The organism is Bradyrhizobium sp. LB11.1 (assembly GCF_040549385.1).
Taxonomy (GTDB): Bacteria; Pseudomonadota; Alphaproteobacteria; order Rhizobiales; family Xanthobacteraceae; genus Bradyrhizobium.
This window is the reverse complement of the sequence record NZ_JBEPTH010000003.1, coordinates 155,536-176,673: the sequence shown is the minus strand read 5'-3', so window position 1 is coordinate 176,673 and position 21,138 is coordinate 155,536. Positions and strand designations below refer to the sequence as shown.

The 21,138-nt window shown below is 61.4% G+C and carries 15 protein-coding genes and 1 pseudogene; 9 read left to right on the top strand and 7 right to left on the bottom strand.

The window, feature by feature from the left end; translation table 11 throughout:
• Positions 1-105 precede the first annotated feature (105 nt).
• The 9 genes from ABIA96_RS08525 to ABIA96_RS08485 all read left to right on the top strand — a co-directional run bounded on the left by ABIA96_RS08525 (position 106) and on the right by ABIA96_RS08485 (position 8,182).
• Positions 106-534, top strand: a complete 429-nt coding sequence (locus ABIA96_RS08525) for a DoxX family protein (RefSeq protein WP_354136599.1) — start codon at positions 106-108, stop codon at positions 532-534.
• Between the two features lie 570 nt (positions 535-1,104).
• Positions 1,105-1,425 (top strand): protein NO VEIN domain-containing protein, encoded by a 321-nt coding sequence (locus tag ABIA96_RS08520; protein ID WP_354136598.1) that lies wholly within the window; start codon positions 1,105-1,107, stop codon positions 1,423-1,425.
• A 134-nt stretch (positions 1,426-1,559) separates the two neighbouring features.
• The gene (gene hxsA2 / locus ABIA96_RS08515; protein ID WP_354136597.1) at positions 1,560-1,841 is read left to right on the top strand and encodes a His-Xaa-Ser repeat protein HxsA2; all 282 of its coding nucleotides are present in this window, start codon (positions 1,560-1,562) and stop codon (positions 1,839-1,841) included.
• Positions 1,825-2,172: an HxsD-related protein gene (locus ABIA96_RS08510; protein WP_354136596.1), complete on the top strand. Its 348-nt coding sequence runs from the start codon at positions 1,825-1,827 to the stop codon at positions 2,170-2,172. Before hxsA2 ends, ABIA96_RS08510 begins: the two co-directional genes overlap by 17 nt.
• Positions 2,159-3,637, top strand: a complete 1,479-nt coding sequence (hxsB, locus tag ABIA96_RS08505; protein ID WP_354136595.1) for a His-Xaa-Ser system radical SAM maturase HxsB — start codon at positions 2,159-2,161, stop codon at positions 3,635-3,637. Before ABIA96_RS08510 ends, hxsB begins: the two co-directional genes overlap by 14 nt.
• 104 nt (positions 3,638-3,741) lie before the next feature.
• A complete protein-coding gene (gene hxsC / locus ABIA96_RS08500; protein ID WP_354136594.1) occupies positions 3,742-4,842 on the top strand; it encodes a His-Xaa-Ser system radical SAM maturase HxsC in 1,101 nt (366 codons plus the stop codon).
• A gap of 26 nt (positions 4,843-4,868) precedes the next feature.
• Positions 4,869-5,816: a hypothetical protein gene (locus ABIA96_RS08495; RefSeq protein WP_354136593.1), complete on the top strand. Its 948-nt coding sequence runs from the start codon at positions 4,869-4,871 to the stop codon at positions 5,814-5,816.
• 252 nt (positions 5,817-6,068) lie between these two features.
• Positions 6,069-7,970, top strand: coding sequence for a DUF262 domain-containing protein (locus ABIA96_RS08490; protein WP_354136592.1), 1,902 nt, complete (start codon positions 6,069-6,071; stop codon positions 7,968-7,970).
• Entirely contained in the window at positions 7,949-8,182 is a 234-nt protein-coding gene (locus ABIA96_RS08485) for a hypothetical protein (RefSeq protein WP_354136591.1), read from the top strand. The genes ABIA96_RS08490 and ABIA96_RS08485 overlap by 22 nt, the downstream gene beginning before the upstream one ends.
• A 19-nt stretch (positions 8,183-8,201) precedes the next feature.
• On the opposite strand, the gene ABIA96_RS08480 is transcribed toward ABIA96_RS08485, so the two are convergent.
• The 7 genes and pseudogenes from ABIA96_RS08480 to ABIA96_RS08450 form a co-directional block, all read right to left on the bottom strand.
• The gene (locus ABIA96_RS08480) at positions 8,202-9,980 is read right to left on the bottom strand and encodes an ATP-dependent helicase (RefSeq protein ID WP_354136590.1); all 1,779 of its coding nucleotides are present in this window, start codon (positions 9,978-9,980) and stop codon (positions 8,202-8,204) included.
• Entirely contained in the window at positions 9,973-11,754 is a 1,782-nt protein-coding gene (locus tag ABIA96_RS08475; RefSeq protein WP_354136589.1) for an ATP-dependent nuclease, read from the bottom strand. The genes ABIA96_RS08480 and ABIA96_RS08475 overlap by 8 nt, the downstream gene beginning before the upstream one ends.
• A 3-nt stretch (positions 11,755-11,757) precedes the next feature.
• On the bottom strand, positions 11,758-12,261 hold the full coding sequence (locus tag ABIA96_RS08470) for a hypothetical protein (RefSeq protein ID WP_354136588.1): 504 nt from the start codon (positions 12,259-12,261) through the stop codon (positions 11,758-11,760).
• A 152-nt stretch (positions 12,262-12,413) separates the two neighbouring features.
• Positions 12,414-13,142, bottom strand: coding sequence for an SOS response-associated peptidase (locus ABIA96_RS08465; protein ID WP_354136587.1), 729 nt, complete (start codon positions 13,140-13,142; stop codon positions 12,414-12,416).
• Position 13,143: 1 nt separating this feature from the next.
• A pseudogene (locus ABIA96_RS08460) lies at positions 13,144-13,556 on the bottom strand (zinc ribbon domain-containing protein).
• 401 nt (positions 13,557-13,957) lie between these two features.
• The gene (locus ABIA96_RS08455; protein ID WP_354136586.1) at positions 13,958-16,249 is read right to left on the bottom strand and encodes a P-loop ATPase, Sll1717 family; all 2,292 of its coding nucleotides are present in this window, start codon (positions 16,247-16,249) and stop codon (positions 13,958-13,960) included.
• 410 nt (positions 16,250-16,659) lie between these two features.
• Positions 16,660-20,433, bottom strand: a complete 3,774-nt coding sequence (locus ABIA96_RS08450; protein WP_354136585.1) for a vitamin B12-dependent ribonucleotide reductase — start codon at positions 20,431-20,433, stop codon at positions 16,660-16,662.
• Between the last annotated feature and the right edge of the window lie 705 nt (positions 20,434-21,138).

The following is a 21,138-nucleotide window of genomic DNA, read 5'->3' as shown; positions in this document are numbered from 1 at the left end:
CGTGCTTGTGCCGGTTCCCCTGCGGCTGCAACCGTCTGCGCCGTTGCATATTTTCGCGGGCGGGCCAGACTGAGGGCGCTTCGTAGCATTTCAAGGAGCGCTCGAATGATTGACGAACGTACGGCGCCTTATGCCGCTTTGCTGCTTCGTGTGACGATTGCGGGTCTGTTCATCGCCGCCCTGTACGGCAAATTCGTTCTTAAGCCGATCGGCCTGTGGTGGAACGGCCTTCTCAAGGCGGGCTATCCTGAGTGGGTGCTTACCTACACCCTCAGCGCGGAATTCGCCTCGGCTATCCTGCTGCTCCTCGGCCTCTACACCAGATGGGTCAGCCTCTACACCCTGCCGATGATGTTGGGAGCCACTCACTTCTGGATGGTGAGGAAGAGTTTCTGGTTCGTGGAGGGCGGGTGGGAAATGCCGTTCGTCTGGGCGATCATGCTGCTGGCCCAAGCGCTCCTTGGGGACGGGGCCTTTGCGCTGAAGACGCTCCGGCTGCCGTGGGATAGTCGGCTTCAGAAGGCGACTGCCTGAGCAGCACTCACCCGATACGACCCCACTGATGAGCGTAGAGATGGCCAAATAGCGAGGGCAGGTCCCGCCGAAGGCCGGCACGATGTCCCCCCGATTCAGGCATCGCAGGTCTCACCGCCTACCTGGGGGGTGAGGGCGCTAAAATTCTCGAGCATGAGGAACTGGATCCGGTCCTTCCGGACCTCGCGGCGGCTGGCCGAGATCCATCGGCGCTCTGAGAGGCGGGTCGACGGATCGCCAGGCGACCCCTTTCTCGTCGAGAAAAAGGGGCTCTCAGGAGCGTTTGGGTGCCGCCATGGGTGATTGATCATCTCCAAGTGGCCAGACCGGCTCTACGGTCACTCGGGATGGGCTTGTCCTGAGCCTTCCACGGGGCATCGATCTTTCCTTAGCTTCCCATAACTCCCGAGAGGCGAAAAACGGGGTGTCTGGGGTACTCGGACCCGCAGGATCGTCAGGCGGTGCTGCGTCGGCTGACCGGCAGGTACTACTCGGCCGCCAGGGACGAGTTCAACGCCACTTGGGGCGCGCCGGCGAGGAGATGGTATTCAAGTTCGAATACGACAGGCCGTGCCAGGTCGGCCGCCGCGACCTGGCCAAGGAGATGGACTGGCCCGCCGATCGCGGCGAAGACCATCGGGCTACGACATTCGGTCCTTCGAGCCGGGCGGCGAGGAGAGGTTTCTCGAGATCAAGACCACCAACGGGCACGCGCGGACGCGGTTCTGGCTGCCCCGCACCCAGTACGAAGTTGCCGCCCAGAATCCGTCGACCTACCGCGTCCGGAGGGTCTTCCACTTCCAGAACGGTGCCGAGATGTTCGACATCAAGCGGCCGCTCGACGCCGGCCTGCGGCTCATCCCGGACAAGTACCTGGCCGTGCCTAGGTGACGCGGTTTACGCGGGGCGGCAGCCAAAGCGCCGGTCCGGACAGGGACGCTCTCGGCCAATAGAACTATGGACTTTGCGCCCTCGGAAGTTGTAAGAGTGCCTGTTCATTGAGCAAATTAAAAATGGGGGGCTATATGATCGAGAAGTCCAAAGTTATGCTTTCGCTTGGCGCTGCGCTCGCGTCGCTCACCGGGATTGCGGTTCAGGGCGCCGAGGCCAAGGCAGTGGCTGCCGACGATGCAACCGCGGTTGCGGCCGAAAGCACCGGCACTAAGCTTCAGGCAAACGCCCACTACCAAGCGGGTGAAGACCTCCTAGGGTTCATTATGACGAAGCAAGCCGACGGCACCATCGTCGCCCAGCATGCCTCCCACGCGTCGCATGCTTCACATGCGTCCCATGCCTCCAGCCGCTAAGCTTCCAGCGGCATCCCCGGTCGAGGTAGCTGTCGATTTCGATTCAAGCATCCAAAGCCTGAGTGCTTTGGATGCGGCAGCCTATCGTCTGATCGGAACGGCGACCTGCCAGGTTGACCTGGTGGGCGACCGCTATGTCTGCCGCCTCGTTTCTTTCAATTCGCAAAAGGGCGCCGCGCTCGGTTCGGATGAACTGAAGGAGCGCTTTCTGAATCTGGTCGCTGACGAAAACTTGCGGGCTCGCGTCGCCGAAAAAACGGAGGGCGTTCGAAACGTCATCCTTGCACTGGCCTTCGGGGCACTGGTCGCTAACCAAAATGATGCCGGATAAAGTCCTGCTGGAGACCATGGCGCGATTTTTACCTCCTGAGAGCTTCAGCGCGGCAACCGAAGATCTTTCGTTGTTGCCGTTCAATTTTGAGCGCACCCGAACAAACCAGTATCTCGTCGCCAACGTAGTTGGCGATTTCGTCCGCCTGTCTGAAGATGAACTGAATAGGCTCGTCGACCTTCAGGTTCGGCCCGGCGACGGCCTCTACGAAAAGGCCTATGCCGCTCATCTGGTCACCGGAGCGAACCAGAAGGCGCAACGGCAGCTTTTGGCGGCCCGGCTGAGAAGCCGGATGTCGTTCCTGCAGCAGACGACCCCGCTTCATATTTTCGTCGTGACGCTGCGGTGCGAACACTCTTGCCCTTATTGCCAGGTCTCGCGTCAAAGTACCGACCGCTCACGCTTCGACATGAGTGAAGAAACGGCGATGCGTGCGCTCGACATCGCGTTCGCCAGCCCGACGGCACGGATCAAGATCGAGTTCCAGGGTGGGGAGCCACTTCTCAATTTTCCTCTGATCAGGAAGATTGTTGCCGCTGCGAAGCAACGGTCCGGCAAGAAGCTCGACTTCGTGATCGCGTCGAACTTGGCCTTATTGGATGATGCCGTTCTCGAGTTTTGCAAAGCGAACAACGTCCTGCTCTCCACTTCCCTCGACGGTCCCGCCGATCTGCACAACAAAAACCGTCCCCGACCCGGTGCAAACAGTCATGAATTAGCTGTCGCTGGAATCCGGCGAGCCAGGGAGATTCTAGGTCCCGACATGATCGGGGCCTTGATGACTACCACGGAGGCGAGCCTCGACCGCGTCGATGAGATCATCGACGAATATCTCCAACTGGGGCTGGATGGCATCTTCCTGCGCCCGCTTTCTCCGTTCGGATTTGCGATCAAAACGAAGCAGTTCGCCAAGTACGACGCGCAGAAGTGGCTTGCGTTCTACGAGCGAGGATTGCGCCGGGTTCTGGAGATCAACCGACAGGGCACCCCGTTCCGGGAGTTCTACGCGGCGCTGCTTCTCACACGGGTGCTCTCGGACCGATCCATCGGTTACGTTGACTTGCGCAGCCCCGCCGGCGCCGGCCTTGGCGCGCTGGTCTACAACTACGACGGCAGTGTTTTTGCTTCGGATGAAGGCAGGATGCTGGCCGAGACCGGTGACGACGCTTTCCGGCTCGGTCACGTCGAACACGACAGCTACAATTCGCTCATCCTGTCGGACAAGCTGATCGGCGCGATTTCGTCATCCCTGACGCAGTGCGCGCCCGAATGCTCGACCTGCGTGTATGAGAGCCACTGCGGCGCGGACCCCGTCTATCATCACGCAACGCAGGGTGACGCCTTGGGAATCAAGCCCTTGTCAGCATTTTGCGCTCGGCAAAAAGGCATCATGGGCCTGCTGCTGGACATTCTGGAGAACTCTCCGCAAGATGCTGCCATCTTGCGACGGTGGGCCGCCGCATGACCCTTCCTCTCTATGGCACAGCCTCGCAGAGCACTGGATTTTCCTCGGACAAGGGCCGGTCGGTCCTCAGGCTCCGGTCGGTAGACAGTGCCGCTGAACGTCGCGTGGCTGATTTCGCGATCGCCAGAACGGCAGACGACATCCGGCGCGCGATGGAAGCCGATTGGCCGTCCATCGTTGTCGTCTCCGACGGCTCGATCGATCTGTGCGGCACGTTCACAGGACGGGTCGTCGCCGTGCCCCCGAAATATAACTATCTCGCGGACGGCGATGTGATCGGCTTCGATCACGCGTCCAGGAAATTCCGCACGCTGTATCGCCGAAATTCAGCGCACAACTCGTTTCTGGTCACGGAACGCTGCAACAATTATTGCCTGATGTGTTCGCAACCGCCGAAAGATGTCGATGACCGCTGGATCCTCAGCGAAATCAAAGAAAGCCTTCCGCTCATCGACCCGGCGACCCGCGCGCTGACGTTCACCGGCGGAGAGACCCTGTCGGATTGGGAAGACTTCATCGCCGTCCTGAAGGAGTGCCGCGATCGGCTGCCGGCAACCGCCATCCAGGTGCTGACCAACGGCCGAGCGTTCGCCGACTCGCGGATCGTCGACGCCTGGAAAGAGATCGGCCACCTCAACCTGATGGCTGCCATTCCGGTCTACGCCTCAGTCGATCATGTCCATGATCACGTCGTGCAGGCCAAGGGTGCGTTCGATGAGACGATCTTGGGCATCCTGAAGCTCAAGGACCGGGGGCAACGCGTCGAAATCCGCGTCGTCCTGCATGCATTGACCGCGCCGATCATCGAAGACACTGGTCGGTGGATTGCCCGCAATCTGCCGTTCGTCGACCACGTCGCATTGATGGGGCTCGAAAACACGGGCTTTGCCATTGCAAACGATGCCATGCTCTGGATGGATCCGGTGGACTATGGCGACGGACTCGCGAGGGCCGTCGATCACTTGAGCGCCGCTGGCGTCAACGTGTCGGTGTACAACCTTCCCAAGTGTGTTCTTCCAAAGTCTGTTTGGCCGCACGCGCTCCAGTCGATCTCGGACTGGAAAAACGGCTTCGTGGAAGAATGCGATCGCTGCGACGAAAAGAACGCTTGCAGCGGCTTTTTCACGACCGGGCGTCCGCGGTTCAGCCGCGGCGTACGCGCGATCACTTCCCAACGAGACGAATTAGCCGCCTTGGCGGAATAGCACGCCGCGGAGCCAGGAGAACGAACATGAAGATCGGCATTGGTCTCATTGCTGCTGCGGTTGTATGCGGCATCTCCGCCGCTCCCGTATTCGCAAAGACTGCGAAGGACTGCACGGCGGAGTGGCGCGCTGACAAGGCCGGGATGCAAGCCCGGGGCGTGACCGAAAAAGCGTACGTCGAACAATGTAGGGGCGGAGCGGAGCCAACCGCCGCCGCGCCAGCGGTGAAACCGGCCGAGAGGGCGCCGCCGCCGGTGCCCAGGCAAGCCACGGCCGCGGGATCGAAAACCGCAAAAGAGTGCACCGCCGAGTGGCGGGCTGATAAGGCCGGGATGCAAGCCCGCGGCGTGACCGAAAAAGCATACGTTGAACAATGCAAGGTTGGTGCGGCGCCAGCGGCATCCGCCCCTTCGCCGAAATCGAGTGCCGCAGCGCCTCCGCCCCCTGCAGCGCCGTCACCATCGACCAGCACCACGTCATCCCAGAAGACCGCCAAGGAATGCACCGCCGAATGGCGGGCCGACAAGGCGGGCTTGCAAGCCCGGGGTGCCACCGAGAAGGCTTATGTCGATCAGTGCAGGGCCGGAGGCCCTATGCCGACTGCGACCGCTCCCGAACCAAAGCCAACCCCCGCGGCGCCCCCGCCGAGCCGGCCGGCACCAACCGCCACGCAAGCTGCGCCCGCTCCTGTCCCGCAAAAGCCGGCTCTCAAAACGACTGCGGCACCGGTCCCGGCTCCGCAAACCTCCGCGCCGAAAGAGAACGCAGCGCTGGAGGCGGGACAGTTTGCCGATGAAGCTTCAGCAAAAGTCCGCTGCCCAACCGATACCGTGGTGTGGGTCAATCTGCCCTCGAAGGTCTATCACTTCGCCGGGACCAAGAGCTACGGCACCACAAAGCGCGGCGTCTACATGTGTGAGAAGGAGGCAATCGCCGCGGAAGATCGCGCTTCGAAAACCGAAAAACATCCCTGACGTCAACCCGACGCGAAGAGCCACTAGAACTTATTCCGCTGCCACGCGCCGTGTCAGCTATTCTCCAGACCGAGCAGCACCAAGACGAAGGGCGACCCGCGGTGTTCACGGCGCCAATTCAGCCGCTTCGGTTCACTCGAGGACGGCCGTGCGGGCGGCTTAACATCTTTGAGTTCAGCGAACTCTTCGTGCTACCGAATTTCCTCGGTGCAGCAGATTCGATGTTCTGACCGAAGTTAACTGGGAAACGTCATGAAGCCGGACAAACTTTCGATCTACGAGCTATTCCAGAAGGATCGCCGTTACGTCGTTCCGCTCTATCAGCGAGCCTACGTGTGGAACGAGGCCGAACAGTGGGAGCCGTTATGGGACGATATCCAACGGCAGGCTGAAGCCTGCATGGCGAGCAAGACCGGCAGCCCCAAGCGTTCGCACTTTCTCGGCGCCGTCGTGCTCAACGTGCAGAAGATTGTCGGCAGCGCCGTCGCCCGGTCCGAAATCATCGACGGACAGCAACGTCTGACGACCCTTCAGATTTTCATTTGCGCGTTACGGGATTTCGCGACCTCGAATTCGTCAGCCCATTCGTCGAAAATAAATCGGTTGACGCTGAATGAAGACGAAAAGGCGGGGGCCGACAGTAGCTTCAAGGTGTGGCCGACGAACGCCGACAGATCGACCTTCCGGCTCATACTTTCCGCAAAGACACCCGAAGCGCTGCTGAAGGGGAGCGGCCTCACGGCGAAGTCCGAGCTTCCCCGCATGATCGGAGCCTACCTCTACTTCCATTCCCAGATCACGGCATTCGCGACGTCGGCCGACGATCCCGATGGCGTCGACCGTCATATCTTCGGCCTCTTTCAAGCGTCGCGAACGGGTCTCCAGCTCGTCGTCATCGAGTTAGAAGAGAACGATGACCCACAGGTGATCTTCGAGACCCTTAACGCCCGCGGGCAGCCCTTGTTGCCTTCTGACCTGATCAGAAATACCGTATTCCAACAGGCAGCGGCCGATCCAGAGCACGCCGCGAACGAGCATTACGCCGACGAGCTCTACGCGAAGTATTGGTACCACTTCGACAACGACCGCATCGAAACCGCGATAAAAGGGGAGACCCGATATTGGCACGTCGAAGAGCGGCAAGGACGGTTGAACAGGCCGCGCATTGATCTTTTCATCTTCCATTTTCTGACCATGAAGACTGGCAAAGAGCTGGCGATCGGTCAGATATTCCAAGAATTCCGGGATTGGCGTGACGACTCGGACGAGGGGCTGGAAGCTTTTCTTAGCGAACTCAAGAAATACGCTTCGATCTTCCGTTCGCTGATTTCGCCGGTCGGCGAAGGCCGTGCCGCCACATTCGCGCGCCGCCTTCGCGCGTTGGACACAAGCACGGTCTATCCCTTCCTGCTCCATATTTTCGGGCTTCCGGCGGACCGGCTCGATCCCTCAGACAAGGAACAGGTCCTGTCCGATGTCGAAAGTTGGCTCATTCGGCGGATGATCTGCGGGCTCACGAACAAAAACTACAACAAGTTCTTCGTCTCCTTACTCGCGAAGGTTCGAGAGGCCGAGAAGACCGACGAAGCGGGTCCAGAGCCGACGAGTTCGAGGATTGCGAAGGCGGTAAGAGCCGAATTGGTCCGTTCGAACGACGTGACGGTACGCTGGCCTGGCGATGTCGAATTAAAGGCGGGGTTCCTTGAAACGCCGGTGTATGTCAAATCGCGGCCGGACCGGGCAGTCATGTTGTTGAAAGCCCTTGATGCACGCATGTACACCAGCAAGACGGAGCAAGTTGTTCTGCCCGAAAGCCTGACGGTCGAGCATCTGCTTCCACAGAACGGCGCCTTGTCCGATTATCCGTATGCGCCACTTCCGGCGGACGAGATGGGCGACTCTGCGGATGAGCGCCGGAGGAAGCTGCTTCACACCTTGGGAAATCTCACACTTCTCGCGGGGCCGCTCAACTCGTCCATCAGCAACGGGCCGTTCGCCGAAAAGCGTCCCCAGATCGCGGCGAACAGTGCCCTGCGACTGAACGCCCGGTTTCAGGATCATTCGATCGTCACATGGTCCGAGGATGACATCGTGAAACGCGCGGACGATCTTTTCAAAATCGCAACATCAATATGGTTTTCGCCGATGCCGTGATCGTTGACGACGGACTACGCTTATCGAATGGGGCTCACAGGCGCGCCATCTTGGATCGCACAGGCTCGGGCGACGGTTGGATCGGGTTGCCGATTGATCCGTTGAGCAAGGACATCGTCGCGTTCGCGGCCGGTCTAAGTCTAGACGCGTTGGCCGCGCTGTCGCTGCTGCAGGTGCGCGTCAGGTCGATCGAGGCGGCGGCCGATGAGTGATCACCGATCTCTTGGGCACCTAGCTCTCGCTTCGCTGCGCGAGTTCGTATACCCAAGGTGAATGGTGGTGCTCCTGGAATACCAGGCTCAGCGACTTCCTAGGACGTGTGACGCCGACGTAAAAGCTTCGACGCGCCTCTCGAAGACCGTGCGGCGTCTGTTTATCTCTGTTGTTCGGGAGATCGGCTGAGTTGACGCCATACATGACGACGGCGTCGAATTCCCGTCCCTTCGCGCTGTGCAGGGTAGTCAAAGTGACGCGTCCTGCACCTTCGACGCGTCCGGCGAAACGGTTGAGCGGCATGTCGAGATCGTTCGCCGGATCGGTGTTCGAGATCATCTCGGGGCAGACATCCCAATCCTGTTCCGAGTTGCGCGTGATCGCCTGCCACGGTTCGATCAACTCACGTTGGTATCGTTGCAGCCAAACGTGCGTGGTCTCTCCGGTGCCGATGGAAGAATTCAAGAAAGCGATGAGACGGTCCGATAGCTCCTGCACTTCGTGGTCGCCCGCGGTGCGTCCGTAGACGAGCGCGGAGGCGCGTGCGAGCAAACGGCTGTAGGGAGGATCGGCATTCCGCCATCCGCCAGTCGCCCAGCGCGCGCAGTCCTCTATGAAGCAAGCAAGCCGCGATCCTCGTCGAACCAGTCCCTTAGGATCTGCCCGGACGAAGGGAATGTCCGCCTCTCTCAGGGCCTCAGCGACCTTGTCACCATGCCAACCCGCCCGATACAGGACGGCGATCTCGCCCGGCGGGATGCCCTTCGCGAGAATATTCGGAATGATGGTCGTGGCGATGGTCTGCGCCTGCTGATCCAGACCGAGCGGGACGGCGTAGAACGCCAACTCCCCGTCGGGCGCCCCATCGATTTCCCGATAGTCACGCTCCTCGCCGAGTGCACCGAGCGAGGCCCTGATGATCTTCTTGCCGGACCGGTAGTTGAAGCGCAGTCGGATCGTTCGGACATCCGCGCGCTCCGTAAGGCTCGCCAAAAGGTCCGGGTTGGCGCCGTTGAATCCATAGATCGATTGGTCTGCGTCGCCGACCGCGAACAATCGGATGCCTCCGCCGAAGCAGAGCAGCAGGACGAGCTCGTGCAGCGCATGACCTAGATCCTGATATTCGTCGACGAACAATACCGGGAAGCGCGCCCTGATGGCATCCCGTATCCACCCGTATTCCTTGATCATGCGGTAGGCGAGGAGCGGCATGTCGTCGTAGTCGATGAGCCCTCGATTTCGCAGTTCCGCTTCGTAAGCCTCGATGAAGTTCGTCAGTTCGGGATTCTGCCCTCTCCATTCCGGCCGGCTGCGATCGACGTCGCGTCGCCGCTTCTCGACGGCAAACTGCCAGCGCCGATGCGGATCTTCGGCGCCACCGATCACGGCTGCATGGGCTGCTTCCACAGCGGCGCGCGATTGCGCCCGCGTCGCGACCTTGAAGTCTGCGGGCAGGCCGACCGGAACGCAGCGCGCATAGGGCGAGATGACCTGGCTCAACGCGAACCCGTGGACCGTACCGATGAAAGCACGGTCGCCAGTGCCTATTCCGAGCGTCGACAGACGGGCCTCAAGCTCGGCGACGCACTCGTTGCTGTAGGTGATGCAGGCCACGCCGCGGGGATCGACTACGTCCTTCACCAGGGCCCGCGCCATGGCTGTCGTGAGGGTCTTGGTCTTGCCGCTGCCCGGGCCGGCCAAGACCACGCAGTGCCCGGTTTCGCGGGCGGCGGCGAGCTGCTCGGGGTTGCCCTCGAGTTCCTTGAGCGCCCCGAGAAGACGACGGGGATCAGACACGGTTAGCCACATTCGTGATCGCGTCGGCGATGTATTGTGGCGGAGAAAGACCGATCATTTTCCTGCTCAATCTCGAGCCCAATCGTCCCTTGCCGATATCGGCGATCATCGCGAGCAGCTGCGTCGGATCCACTGGTGCCGCGCCGGCGCGCCAAGCAGCGATCCGGTTGGTTCGCGTCGAACCGAATCCCTGTTGGTCGAGAATGTCGAGGAGCGGATTCAGAAGCGCTGACGTGTTGGCGATTGACACCTCGAAAGTTCGATCGTTCAGGAAGACGCCCGAATTGGCCGCCGCGGGCGCGAACTTGGCAAAGGTTTTGGTTTCGAACTCCGCCAGTTGAACCGGTGTCAGCTTGGGTTGCCGACGTACCTCGAGCATGTCTTGCCAAAGATCGATCGTCCGTTTTCGGCCCAATGGCGGTTTCGATCCGTCCAGCGGATCCCAATCGGTGATCACGGCATAAGGCAGGCTCAGGGACTCGGCGAGCTTGACATAAGGGCTGAAATTGATGCCCGCTACGTTGCAGACCGTGATCCCGAGTTCGTCCAGCGGCCGCCCCATCGACTGCGCGAACACTGGAACCAAGGCTTCCTCCGCGTCGCCTTCGACGAAGAGCACGCCCCGGGCGAAAAGTAGCTCCGCGCGGGTCGCGTTCAGATAGCTCTCGAGATCATCGAGTTGGTCCGCGCCGACCGGGAGTGCCGCCAGTGAAAACGCTTCCGTTGCGCCGTTTCGACCTCTCAGCTGTATGATCGACCGCAAGGGAGTCACCGCGGCCAGCGTCGGCGAATGGCTCGTCACGATCAGCGCCTGCGTGGGATCGGCACCGCCGAATAGCTTCTTGAACACTGATCGCTGCAGTTGCGGATGCAGGTGCGCCTCGGGCTCCTCAATGCACAGAAGCGAGAAATTCCGGTCGTTCTTTTTGCGGCGCCAGGCGAATTCCGCGAGTTTCAACGCGAGCAGCGCCACGTTGGCCGACCCCAAGCTGGCTTCGGCTATCCCCCGTCTTCCTCCATCGATGAACATCGCGATCGCCCGGAAGAGCCGCAGCGGATCGGAGGGAGCAAACCTAAGCCTGGCATCGATGTCGTGCGCCTTACCGGACAAGTGAAGAATACCCGCCCTCAATTCGTCTTCGAGCGCCTTGATCGTCGGAAAGCTCTCCAACGCCTCCGTGGCCTTGTCGAGCTCCGCAGCCACTGCGCCCAGATCCGCCGACGGAATGGCGATGACGGCTTCCTCCAGTAGATGACGGAGAGGCGAATTTCGCCAGCTCGCCAGCTGATTTTCGGCGTCGCGCAAGGCGTCCAGGACGTCGATCGCGACCCTCCGGCGTACGCGGCCAGGCACGGCGCGGGTCTCGTCTCCACCACCGAACACGACGAAGTCGAAGTCGGTGCTGGTCTGCGGGACGCCCGTCACCCCGGCCTTCTTGCGGAAGACGTAGCTCAGCCGGACAGTCGTCGGATCGAGTGGCGTTCTGAAGTCGGTCAATAGGGCGACGAGCGCCGGATCTCCCATGAAGTCGGCGAGCTCGAGGTGCACTTCGATCGGATCGTCATAGTTCGGAGCGCAGCCGTCCCAGAAATCGGACAGCCTGAGTTGACGGGCCGCGTCCGGTAGGGCCGGATCCAGAATGAGTCGGATCGCGAACAGCAGATTGCTCTTCCCGACGCGGTTTTCTCCCAGAACCACGACGTTCCCGGAAAGCGGAACGTCTATCGCGCGGAAGTTTCTAAAATTCCGGATGCTAAGTTTGGCGAGACGCATGGTTTACTCGGCAGTTAGGTTCGTCTCTTTCGGCACCTCGTCGGCGTTCGTGCGCAGCAGAGATCGCATCGCGCGCGCCGCCGGCGTGAACGCCCTGTCGTATGAGAACGCGTGCCAGTCGATATTCTCGCGGGCGCCTAGCTTATCCTGGTGAAGCTTGTCCCTGACGCCCTTAACGCTGTCGACGTCCGCGGCGAGGCCGTGCTCCTTCTCGGGATCGAACTTCTTTTCCAGGGACGCCTTCCACTGCTCGATGCCGATGCGTTCGGCCTTCGACCCGTCCAGTCCGCTTTCCCTCAGCCAGAGCGCGGAGCCGAGACCCTCGCATACCGAGAACGTGCCGACGCAGAATTCGAAATTGAGCATGTGGAAGTAGGATTCGAACAGAAGCCTGCCCCGCTTAGCGTGCGGGACGATCAGTGCGGCCTTCATCTCCAGCGCGACCAAGACGTGCTTGAGATTCGAGATCAGACGCAGCCGCACGTCCTCATGCAGGCCGTCGGGCAAACATTTCCGTATCCAGGCTTGCCAGGCCGCGGCGGTCGACAGGTGCACATAGCCCGAGGCACCCTGGGGCAATTCGATTAGTTGGAACAAGTTCGTCTCCCTGTCTGCTCGTGAAGGTTTTTCAGCACTTATCCGCAGCGCGTGTCCCGCGGCTACGTCGCCGGTCCCGGGTCTTCCTTTTCGCCGCTGGCGACGATCCGCAGCGCGCCGTCCGGGAACGGCCGCTGCAGCACCTTGGCCTCGTCCCACGGCGCGCGCAACCAGACGTCGTACTCTTCGGCTGTCGTCAGGATCACCGGCATCGCTTTCGGATGCACGCGCTTCACCTCGGCGTTCGGCTCCGTCGTGAGAAAAGCGTAGATGTCGGCGGTGACCTCGCCTTCCTTGGCCTTGCGGACCGACGTCCAGTTGGTCCAGAGGCCGGCGAAGGCGAGCAACGGCCGGCTTTCGTCCGGAGCGAACCAGACCGGTACCTTCTTGCCGTCGATGGTGTCGTACTCGCTGAACGAGGTGAACGGCACCAGGCAGCGATGCTCCGGACCGAGCCACCGCTTCCAGTGCGCGCTGTTCACGTTGCGGATGTTGGTCGTTCCAGAGTCAGGCTCCATCCGGAGCAGTTCCTTGAAGTCGACGGTCTTGCCCTTGGCTTGCAGCTTTTCGGCGCGCTTCTTGGTCGCGTCCATCAGCGCCCGCTGCGAGCTCGGCATGCCCCACCGCGCCATGACGATCTCGCGACCGCCGGCCGCGTTCCGGACGATCGGCGCCGGATAGTCCGGGAAGATGCCGGGCATGGTGGGTAAGTTGCCGACGCTGCTGTTGAGGGCTCCGAACAATCGTCGGATCGCGTCGACGTTCTTGGTCATGCTGTAAAGGTTGCACATCTCAGGTTTCCGGAGCGGCCTGGTGGGGGCGGGGCGTCAATTGCAGGAGGGTTGCGGCGGGACGTCGGCCGGCCTTAGTACATTTGCTGCAGCGGAGCCGGCTCGCAAGATCGTGGACGGCCGTCGTTGGCGGCTGGCGCAGCGCGGCCAGATCGACCTCCCGCTTCGTCTTGCATCGCGAGCATTCGATTTCAAGCCAGGCATAGCCGCCGTTGATGGCCTGATCGACGGGGGGGCCCACATGCGCTCGTTCCAGCTTTCCGCGAGCAGCTTGTCCGCCGTCCGGATCAGCCCCTCGCCGTTGGCCCGGGCCTCGGCCGACTGGGCGGCGACAATCGTTGTCATGACCCAGGCGCGGCCGAGTTCAGACTGAAGCGCGCTGTCAAACTTTGGTTGTCGATATGGTGTTAACAACCTGTTTGATGTAAATCGTTCTACCGTCTCCAGATCGAGTGCCGACTTCACGCCGGCGGCCTTGAGCTCCTCAGTACCCGGCATTCACTACACATGCCGCAAGCGCCTCCCGGAACAGCCCGCCGCAGCGGGTCATGTTGCCCTAGGTGGGGGTTCTGAACCGGCAAAGTCACAGACCAGCAGGAGCGGCCCCCGCGCGCCCGCAGGGAAGAAGCCGCTCACAGCCATCATCCAAGAGGACGTGATCAAGGAGGCGAAGATCGAGGCGATTCGACAGGGAACGAACGTCTCGAAGGTGACCCAAGAATTGCTGAAGGGGTGGCTGAACGGCACCTACAAGCTGCAAAAGTGAATTCGCGGCCGACCGAAGCAGCCAGGCGCCGCGACTACGCGGCGATCGGTTAGCCCCCGGTTGCAACCAACGTCGGATGGAGCACGAACTCGACGGTGTCGTCGTCCCGGATGAGGGAGGCGAGGTACTGCCGCTTGTATCCCACATCGAAGATGTACCGGGGCGCCCCGTTGTCGAGCACGCCCAGGCTTCCGTTCCAGAGCATCACGTCGATCAGCTTGTCGACGTCTTCGCTATTCTGAATTTTCTTGCCTGCGATATATTTTATTTTCCCGCGCGTCAGCCCGTTCTTTTGTTGCACGATCTCGAACAGAAGGCTTGCGCCGTGGATGACAAGATCCGAGATCTCGCGATCTAGGTCTTCCAGCACTTGCCAGCCGAGTTCGGTCAGCGCCTGACAGTAATCTTCTTCCTCAATCCGATCGCGGCCGAACGTCAAGGCACGGCGTCGAGCGGTCTCGAACAGGCGGATGAGATACCGCGGACGCATCAGGCTGCCGTCGATGAGGAAATCCAGCACCGGCTTGCCCTTGACGGTCGAGACCGAGGCCCGCGACCAGATCGTCGACCAGTCCCCGGTGATCTGCGAGGCGCTCGACCGGAGCCGGTCTTCGAAAAGCGTCTTCATCAGGGCTCGATCTGTCCATTCCAAGCTTTGGACAGCAAGCTTGCCGTAATCCGCCATCCCACGGACCAGGAATTCGTAAACGTCGCTCCGGACGAAGATAGCCCAGGAGAAATCCAGCTTTTGTCGACTGAATTTCCGGGCGATCTCCTGCATGGATTCCGCCAAGCCGATGACGATCAGCGCGTCGTCGTCCGTGAAGCCGCCGGGCGTCCAGAAGCGATCGAGGTTGTCGAACAGGAAGAACACGACACCTTTCAGCCTCAGGTACCCAAGGACCTCCTCGCGCAGCTTCCGGACGTCCTCTCCGTAGATCGCCTCCAGGACCTTGCTAGAGTCGATTTGCTGCAGGTCGTCGTTTACGATGCTGCTTTTCCCGAAACGATCGATCACATTCTGGGATAGCCGCTTGAGGCGCTCGGAGAAATCGCCGACGCCGGTGTCGACCCGCGACTCGAATAGGCCTTTGAGCTTGTTGTAGCCGGGGAGCAGCCGCGGATCTCTGAAAGCCCTAACCTGATCCTTTTCGAGGAGCTTGTAGGCGATCTCGAGCCAGAGAACGTATTCCCAGAACGCCGCGATAACCTCTTTTCGCGTCCCACGGCTCAGTTTGTCGAGTATGAATTCCTTCATCTTGACGAGCTGATGTCCGTCAGGGATCAGGTCGATTACGATATTCTCTTTCCTGGCCCGCGTGCGATCGCGGACCTGGAGGAAGACGGCTGTCTTGCCACTTCCCTTACGGCCTACCAGAACGTTGGCTTCTCCGCCGAGCGTTCTACGGTAAGCGTCGGTCTCCAGAAAATGATCTGCGAGCGCCGCTGCTTCGTTTTCAGCAACCGGATCTCCACAACTTAGGCGTTCCAGCAAGCCGTCGGTTTGCTGTTTGACGGTCACGAATTCGTTCTGCGCGTCGGCCACAGTCGTCCTGAACGCAGCGATAAGGTTGTCGATATCTTCGAGCTTCCACCACCGGTCGGCCTTATCCTGGACATCGAGCGGTAGCGACAGGGATTCGTGCGCGACGAGAAGGGCGGGAATCCCGCGCCCTTGAGCGATTCCGTAGATGAACGCGGCCCGCTGGTTGTTGCGCATCGCCTCGTCCGACGTGCCGTCCATCCAGAATGCGATGACGCCGAACGAACTCACGACGTTCTCGTATGCCTCGCTGGCGTTTAGCCGGCTGATCTCCGCCGGATTGGAATTCCTAAACTTGATGCGAGCGATCTTCTTGACGGCGCTCGTCGTCCGAAGGCTTGAGTCTGTCGGCGTCGATGGCTGCAGGATGAAAAGCGGCTGATCTTTGTGTTTGGCTACGTCGCCCCAGCGCGAAGTTTCGTCGGCTTTGCCGAGTATCTTGGTCAGCGGTCGTTCGTAGTCGTACCCGTCGTAGCCGAGCGTGTCGAGCAGTCCGATATCGCGGACGGGCTGGAAGTTTTCGTGGGTCGAGCGGATCAGTCTTGTCGGCAGCCCAAGACCTATCGCGAACCCCAATTCGTAAGTCACGTTGTGGTTGACCTTGGAGACGTCGGCTACGAACGAGTCGGCGTCCTCGACCCAACTTTCGACGGAGCGCGCGATCGGCGCCCCCGAAGTGTCGAGATCGCTCCAAGGAATTACCCGACGATCCGGCGTGCTCGCAGCCTCGCAAGCCTTCTTGATGAGGTTGGAATGAAAGTCGTTCCCTGAGGCATACGCTACGAAAACTGTCGTCATGCTTCGCATCCAGAGGTCGCTCAACGTTCAGCCTTAAGAGGCCGCGCTCGTTGAAGCTCGCTTGATTCATGTTTCGTTCGGTTGCCGATATCGCGGCGAAGCCGATGGCTCGCCGCGATCCTTTGTTGTCACTGCCGGCGCTTAGAAGGCCGGGAAACGGCACCCAACCGAGGTAGGGGGCCTGTTATTCGGGGGCGCTTTATGGTCGTCGCCGCACCGTCCGCCTCCATCTCGTCAGTCGGCATAATCAACTGCACCCGGTTGTACTTCCGGAGTGCTCGCATCTTCGGCATAAGCCCAAGCTCACTATGCCGCCGGTTGCACCGCGCGTTACACTTAATCGGGGTGCATCGCGCGATTTATTGGGGTGGAATGCAGCCTTTTGAGGTGCGTTACAATTCGCCCTCAACTCACGAACACCCCGTCGTGGACCCGCAGGTATCGCACTTCATACAAGTCCCATTCCGCACCAGCGTGAAGTTGCCGCACTCACCGCACATCTCGCCTTCGTAGCCCTTGGCCTTGGCTTCCGCGCGGCGCTCGGCCTTGGAGGGCACGGCGGTCTGCGCGGCGCTGCCGGACTTGCTCCATTGGAGCGCCTCTAGCTTCTCCGTGGGAGAGAGGTCGTGGCTGACCTCCTGCTTCAGCGCGACCGCGCCTTCGCTGGTATCGCCGGCGCCGCGGGCGGTGGCACCGTGGGAGGCGAGCGAGGTGACCTTGCTGCCGCCGGCAGGCGCGCTGTCATTGCCGGATGCGACCGCGGCGGAGCCGCTGCGCATCACGAACAAATTGTCGGTGCGGGAGCGGGTGAGGCCGCGCGAGACCAGCCTGGTCGCCTGGTGGCTCGGCTCCTCCGGCTCCTTGCCTTCCTCGACGCCCTTGCCGAGCGCGTCGAAGTTCGACTCGGTCGGATCGACATGGGCGAGGTCGAAGCGCGACATGTAGCTCACCGCCAGTTCGCGGAAGACGTAGTCGAGGATCGAGGTCGCGTACTTGATGCTGTCGTTGCCCTGCACAGGGCCCGCCGGCTCGAAGCGGGTGAAGGTGAAGGCGTCGACATATTCTTCGAGCGGCACGCCGTACTGCAGACCCAACGACACCGCGATGGCGAAGTTGTTGATGAAGGAGCGCAGCGCCGCGCCTTCCTTGTGCATGTCGATGAAGATCTCGCCGATGCGGCCGTCGTCATATTCGCCGGTGCGCAAGTAAACCTTGTGGCCGCCGACGACCGCCTTCTGGGTGTAGCCCTTGCGGCGATCCGGCATCTTCTCGCGCTCGCGCATCACGATGATGCGCTCGACCAGCTTCTCGACGATCTTTTCCGAAACCTGGGCGGTCCGCGCCGCCATCGGCTTCTCGTAGAGCGCCTCGACCGCATCGTCCTCGTCCTCATCGTCGCTGATGAGCTGCGAGTTGAGCGGCTGCGAGAGCTTCGAGCCGTCGCGATAGAGCGCGTTGGCCTTCAGCGCCAGCTTCCACGACAGCATGTAGGCGGACTTGCAGTCCTCGACAGTGGCGTCGTTCGGCATGTTGATGGTCTTTGAGATCGCGCCCGAGATGAAGGGCTGGGCCGCCGCCATCATGCGGATGTGGCTCTCGACCGACAGATAGCGTTTTCCAATTTTGCCGCAGGGATTGGCGCAATCGAACACGGAGTAATGTTCCGCCTTCAGATGCGGGGCCCCTTCGACCGTCATCGCGCCGCAGATGTGGACGTTGGCCGCCTCGATCTCGCGCTTGGTGAAGCCGACGGCCTGGAGCAGGTCGAAGCCGGGGGCCGCGATTGCTTCAGCGCCGATGCCGAGCTGGTCGCGGATGAAGTCCTCGCCAAAGGTCCACTTGTTGAAGGCGAACTTGATGTCGAAGGCGGTCGGCAGCGCCTTCTCAACCTTGGCGATCGCCTCATCAGTGAAGCCCTTCGACTTCAGCGTCGAGGCGTTGATGCCGGGCGCGTTGGAGAGCGAGCCGTGGCCGACGGCGTAGGCCTCGATCTCCGCGATATCGGCTTCGCGATAGCCGAGCGCACGCAGCGCGGCGGGGACCGCGCGGTTGATGATCTTGAAGTAGCCGCCGCCGGCGAGCTTCTTGAACTTCACCAGCGCAAAATCAGGCTCGATTCCGGTGGTGTCGCAATCCATGACCAGGCCGATCGTGCCCGTGGGCGCGATCACCGTGGTCTGGGCGTTGCGATAGCCGTGCTTCTCGCCGAGCTCGAGCGCCGCATCCCAGGCGGCCTGCGCGTGGCTGACCAGGTCGGCCTGCGGGCAGGAGACGAGGTCCATCGGCACCGGGCTGACGCTGAGCGCCTCGTAGCCGCTCACCTCGCCATGCGCGGCGCGGCGGTGGTTGCGGATGACGCGCAGCATGTGCGCGGCGTTCTTCTTGTAGCCGGGGAAGGTGCCGAGTTCGGCAGCCATCTCGGCCGAAGTCTTGTAGGTGATGCCGGTCATCACGGCGGTCAGCGCGCCGCAGAGCGCACGGCCTTCCTTGCTGTCATACGACAGACCCATGGTCATCAGGAGGCCGCCGATGTTGGCGTAGCCGAGGCCGAGCGTACGGAACTCGTAGGAGAGCTCGGCGATCGCGCGGGACGGGAACTGCGCCATCATCACCGAGATTTCGAGCACGATGGTCCAGAGCTGGCAGAGGTGCTCGTAGCCGGCGACGTCGAACTGCTTCGTGTCGGTGTTGTAGAAGGTCAGCAGGTTCGCGGAGGCGAGGTTGCACGCCGTGTCGTCCAGGAACATGTATTCCGAGCACGGATTGGACGCGCGGATGTCGCCGGACGATTTGCAGGTGTGCCAGTCGTTCATGGTGGTGTTGAAGTGCAGGCCCGGGTCGGCCGACGCCCAGGCGGCGTAACCGATTTTTTCCCAGAGGTCGCGCGCCTTCAGCGTCTTGGTGATCTTCTTGGTGGTGCGTCCCACGAGATTCCAGTCGCCGTCGGTCTCGACAGCGCGCAGGAAGTCGTCCTTCAGCGAGACCGAGTTGTTGGAGTTCTGGCCGGAGACCGTGAGGTAGGCTTCGGAATCCCAGTCGGTGTCATAGACGTCGAACTGGATGTCCTTGTAGCCCTGCTTGGCAAACTGGATGACGCGCTTGATGTAATTGTCGGGCACGAGGCTGCGGCGCGCGAGCTTGATCTCGCGGCGGAGCGCCGGGTTCTTCTCGGGATCGAAGCAATCGTCGCCCGAACCTTCGCAGTTCACGCAGGCCTTCAGCACCAGCTTGAGGTGCTTCTGGTTGATCTTGGAGCCCGTGACGAGGGCGGCAACCTTCTGCTCCTCCTTCACCTTCCAGTCGATATAGGTCTCGATATCCGGATGATCGGCATCGACCACGACCATCTTGGCGGCGCGGCGCGTGGTGCCGCCCGACTTGATCGCGCCCGCCGCGCGGTCGCCGATCTTGAGGAAGCTCATCAGGCCGGACGAGCGGCCGCCGCCCGAGAGCCTTTCGCCTTCGCCGCGCAGGCGCGAGAAGTTGGAGCCGGTGCCGGAGCCGTATTTGAACAGGCGCGCTTCGCGGACCCAGAGGTCCATGATGCCGCCCTCGTTGACGAGATCGTCACCGACGCCCTGGATGAAGCAGGCGTGCGGCTGCGGATGCTCGTAGGCCGATTTTGACTTGGTCAGCTTGCCGGTGAAGGGGTCGACGTAATAATGGCCCTGGCCGGGGCCGTCGATGCCATAGGCCCAATGAAGCCCGGTGTTGAACCATTGCGGCGAGTTCGGCGCGACCATCTGCATGGTCAGCATGTAGCGGAGCTCGTCGTAGAAGGTCTGGGCGTCCGCGTCGGAGGAGAAATAATTGCCCTTCCAGCCCCAATAGGTCCAGCAGCCGGCGAGGCGGTCGAACACCTGCTTTGCCGAGAGTTCGCTGACGAAGCGCTCTTTCTCGGGCAGGAGGGCCAGGGCTTCGGTGTCGGGCACGGAGCGCCACAGGAAGGAGGGGACGGACTCTTCCTCGACCTTCTTCAGGCGCGCGGCGACGCCGGCCTTGCGGAAATACTTCTGGGCGAGCACGTCGGAGGCGACCTGCGACCATGCGGCCGGGACCTCGACGCCGTCCATTTTGAACACGACTGAGCCGTCGGGATTCCTGATCTCCGACGTGGTCAGGCGGAATTCGATTCCCGCATAAGGTGACTGTCCCTGGGTGGTGTGGCGCCGCTCAATCCGCATGGTCTTGCCCCGTCCTATTCTTTGGCCGAACCGCCTCCGTTCAGGCGTGCCGGTCGACATTTCGTTTCGCGTTTCCACCCAGGCCTCATCGGCCCAAAGGCACCGCAGTTCAGCCGGTGGATCCGGCCCAGTTTTCTCCCGACGCGATTCATCGATGCGCGCATCGATCACCCGCCGGCATGTCCAGGCCCATCCGCCCCAAAGCGATGAGCCCGACATGCGTTCAAACGCCCCACACCGTCACAACGTCTACTGTTGCCTTCCGAGCCTGTTGCCGGCCCGTTCTGGCGCCCGAAAAGTCAGCTCACTGCGGGCAGACAAGCCCTCATCCCGCTGCCTTCGTCTGGCTTGGCGGAGTGCAGTTTTGCGGACCCTTTGGGGGAGTGCCGGCGGGACGCAAACTCACTCGCGCCGAACGGATCGAAAACTAGGACTCTCCATTGCGCCCGTCAAGAACTAGTGCGAGTTCCTGAATCAAATACTAAATATGGTGGATTGCGGGGGATAACAGGGGGCAAGCCCTCACCTGTTGTTGGGCCAAGTATCAGTGAGTCCTCAGGGATTCCCAACCGAAAAAATTTGCATCCCGTGGTGTTCCCAAGGCTTCATCCCGCTGTTCACAGGGCAGGTATATTTTTGAGGCGCGGGGTTGCGTGGGCGGGACTCACGTAGGGCTACGGACGGTGAGGGCAGGCATGCCTGCCG

What these genes read in the sequence shown, in the direction of transcription:
- ABIA96_RS08465 (WP_354136587.1), bottom strand. Translation starts at nt 13,142, where the DNA reads ATGTGCAACCTTTACAGCATGACCAAGAACGTCGACGCGATCCGACGA.
- ABIA96_RS08490 (WP_354136592.1), top strand. Translation starts at nt 6,069, where the DNA reads ATGAAGCCGGACAAACTTTCGATCTACGAGCTATTCCAGAAGGATCGC.
- ABIA96_RS08485 (WP_354136591.1), top strand. Translation starts at nt 7,949, where the DNA reads ATGGTTTTCGCCGATGCCGTGATCGTTGACGACGGACTACGCTTATCG.
- ABIA96_RS08495 (WP_354136593.1), top strand. Translation starts at nt 4,869, where the DNA reads ATGAAGATCGGCATTGGTCTCATTGCTGCTGCGGTTGTATGCGGCATC.
- ABIA96_RS08455 (WP_354136586.1), bottom strand. Translation starts at nt 16,249, where the DNA reads ATGACGACAGTTTTCGTAGCGTATGCCTCAGGGAACGACTTTCATTCC.
- ABIA96_RS08510 (WP_354136596.1), top strand. Translation starts at nt 1,825, where the DNA reads ATGCCTCCAGCCGCTAAGCTTCCAGCGGCATCCCCGGTCGAGGTAGCT.
- hxsA2 (WP_354136597.1), top strand. Translation starts at nt 1,560, where the DNA reads ATGATCGAGAAGTCCAAAGTTATGCTTTCGCTTGGCGCTGCGCTCGCG.
- ABIA96_RS08450 (WP_354136585.1), bottom strand. Translation starts at nt 20,433, where the DNA reads ATGCGGATTGAGCGGCGCCACACCACCCAGGGACAGTCACCTTATGCG.
- hxsB (WP_354136595.1), top strand. Translation starts at nt 2,159, where the DNA reads ATGATGCCGGATAAAGTCCTGCTGGAGACCATGGCGCGATTTTTACCT.
- ABIA96_RS08475 (WP_354136589.1), bottom strand. Translation starts at nt 11,754, where the DNA reads ATGCGTCTCGCCAAACTTAGCATCCGGAATTTTAGAAACTTCCGCGCG.
- ABIA96_RS08525 (WP_354136599.1), top strand. Translation starts at nt 106, where the DNA reads ATGATTGACGAACGTACGGCGCCTTATGCCGCTTTGCTGCTTCGTGTG.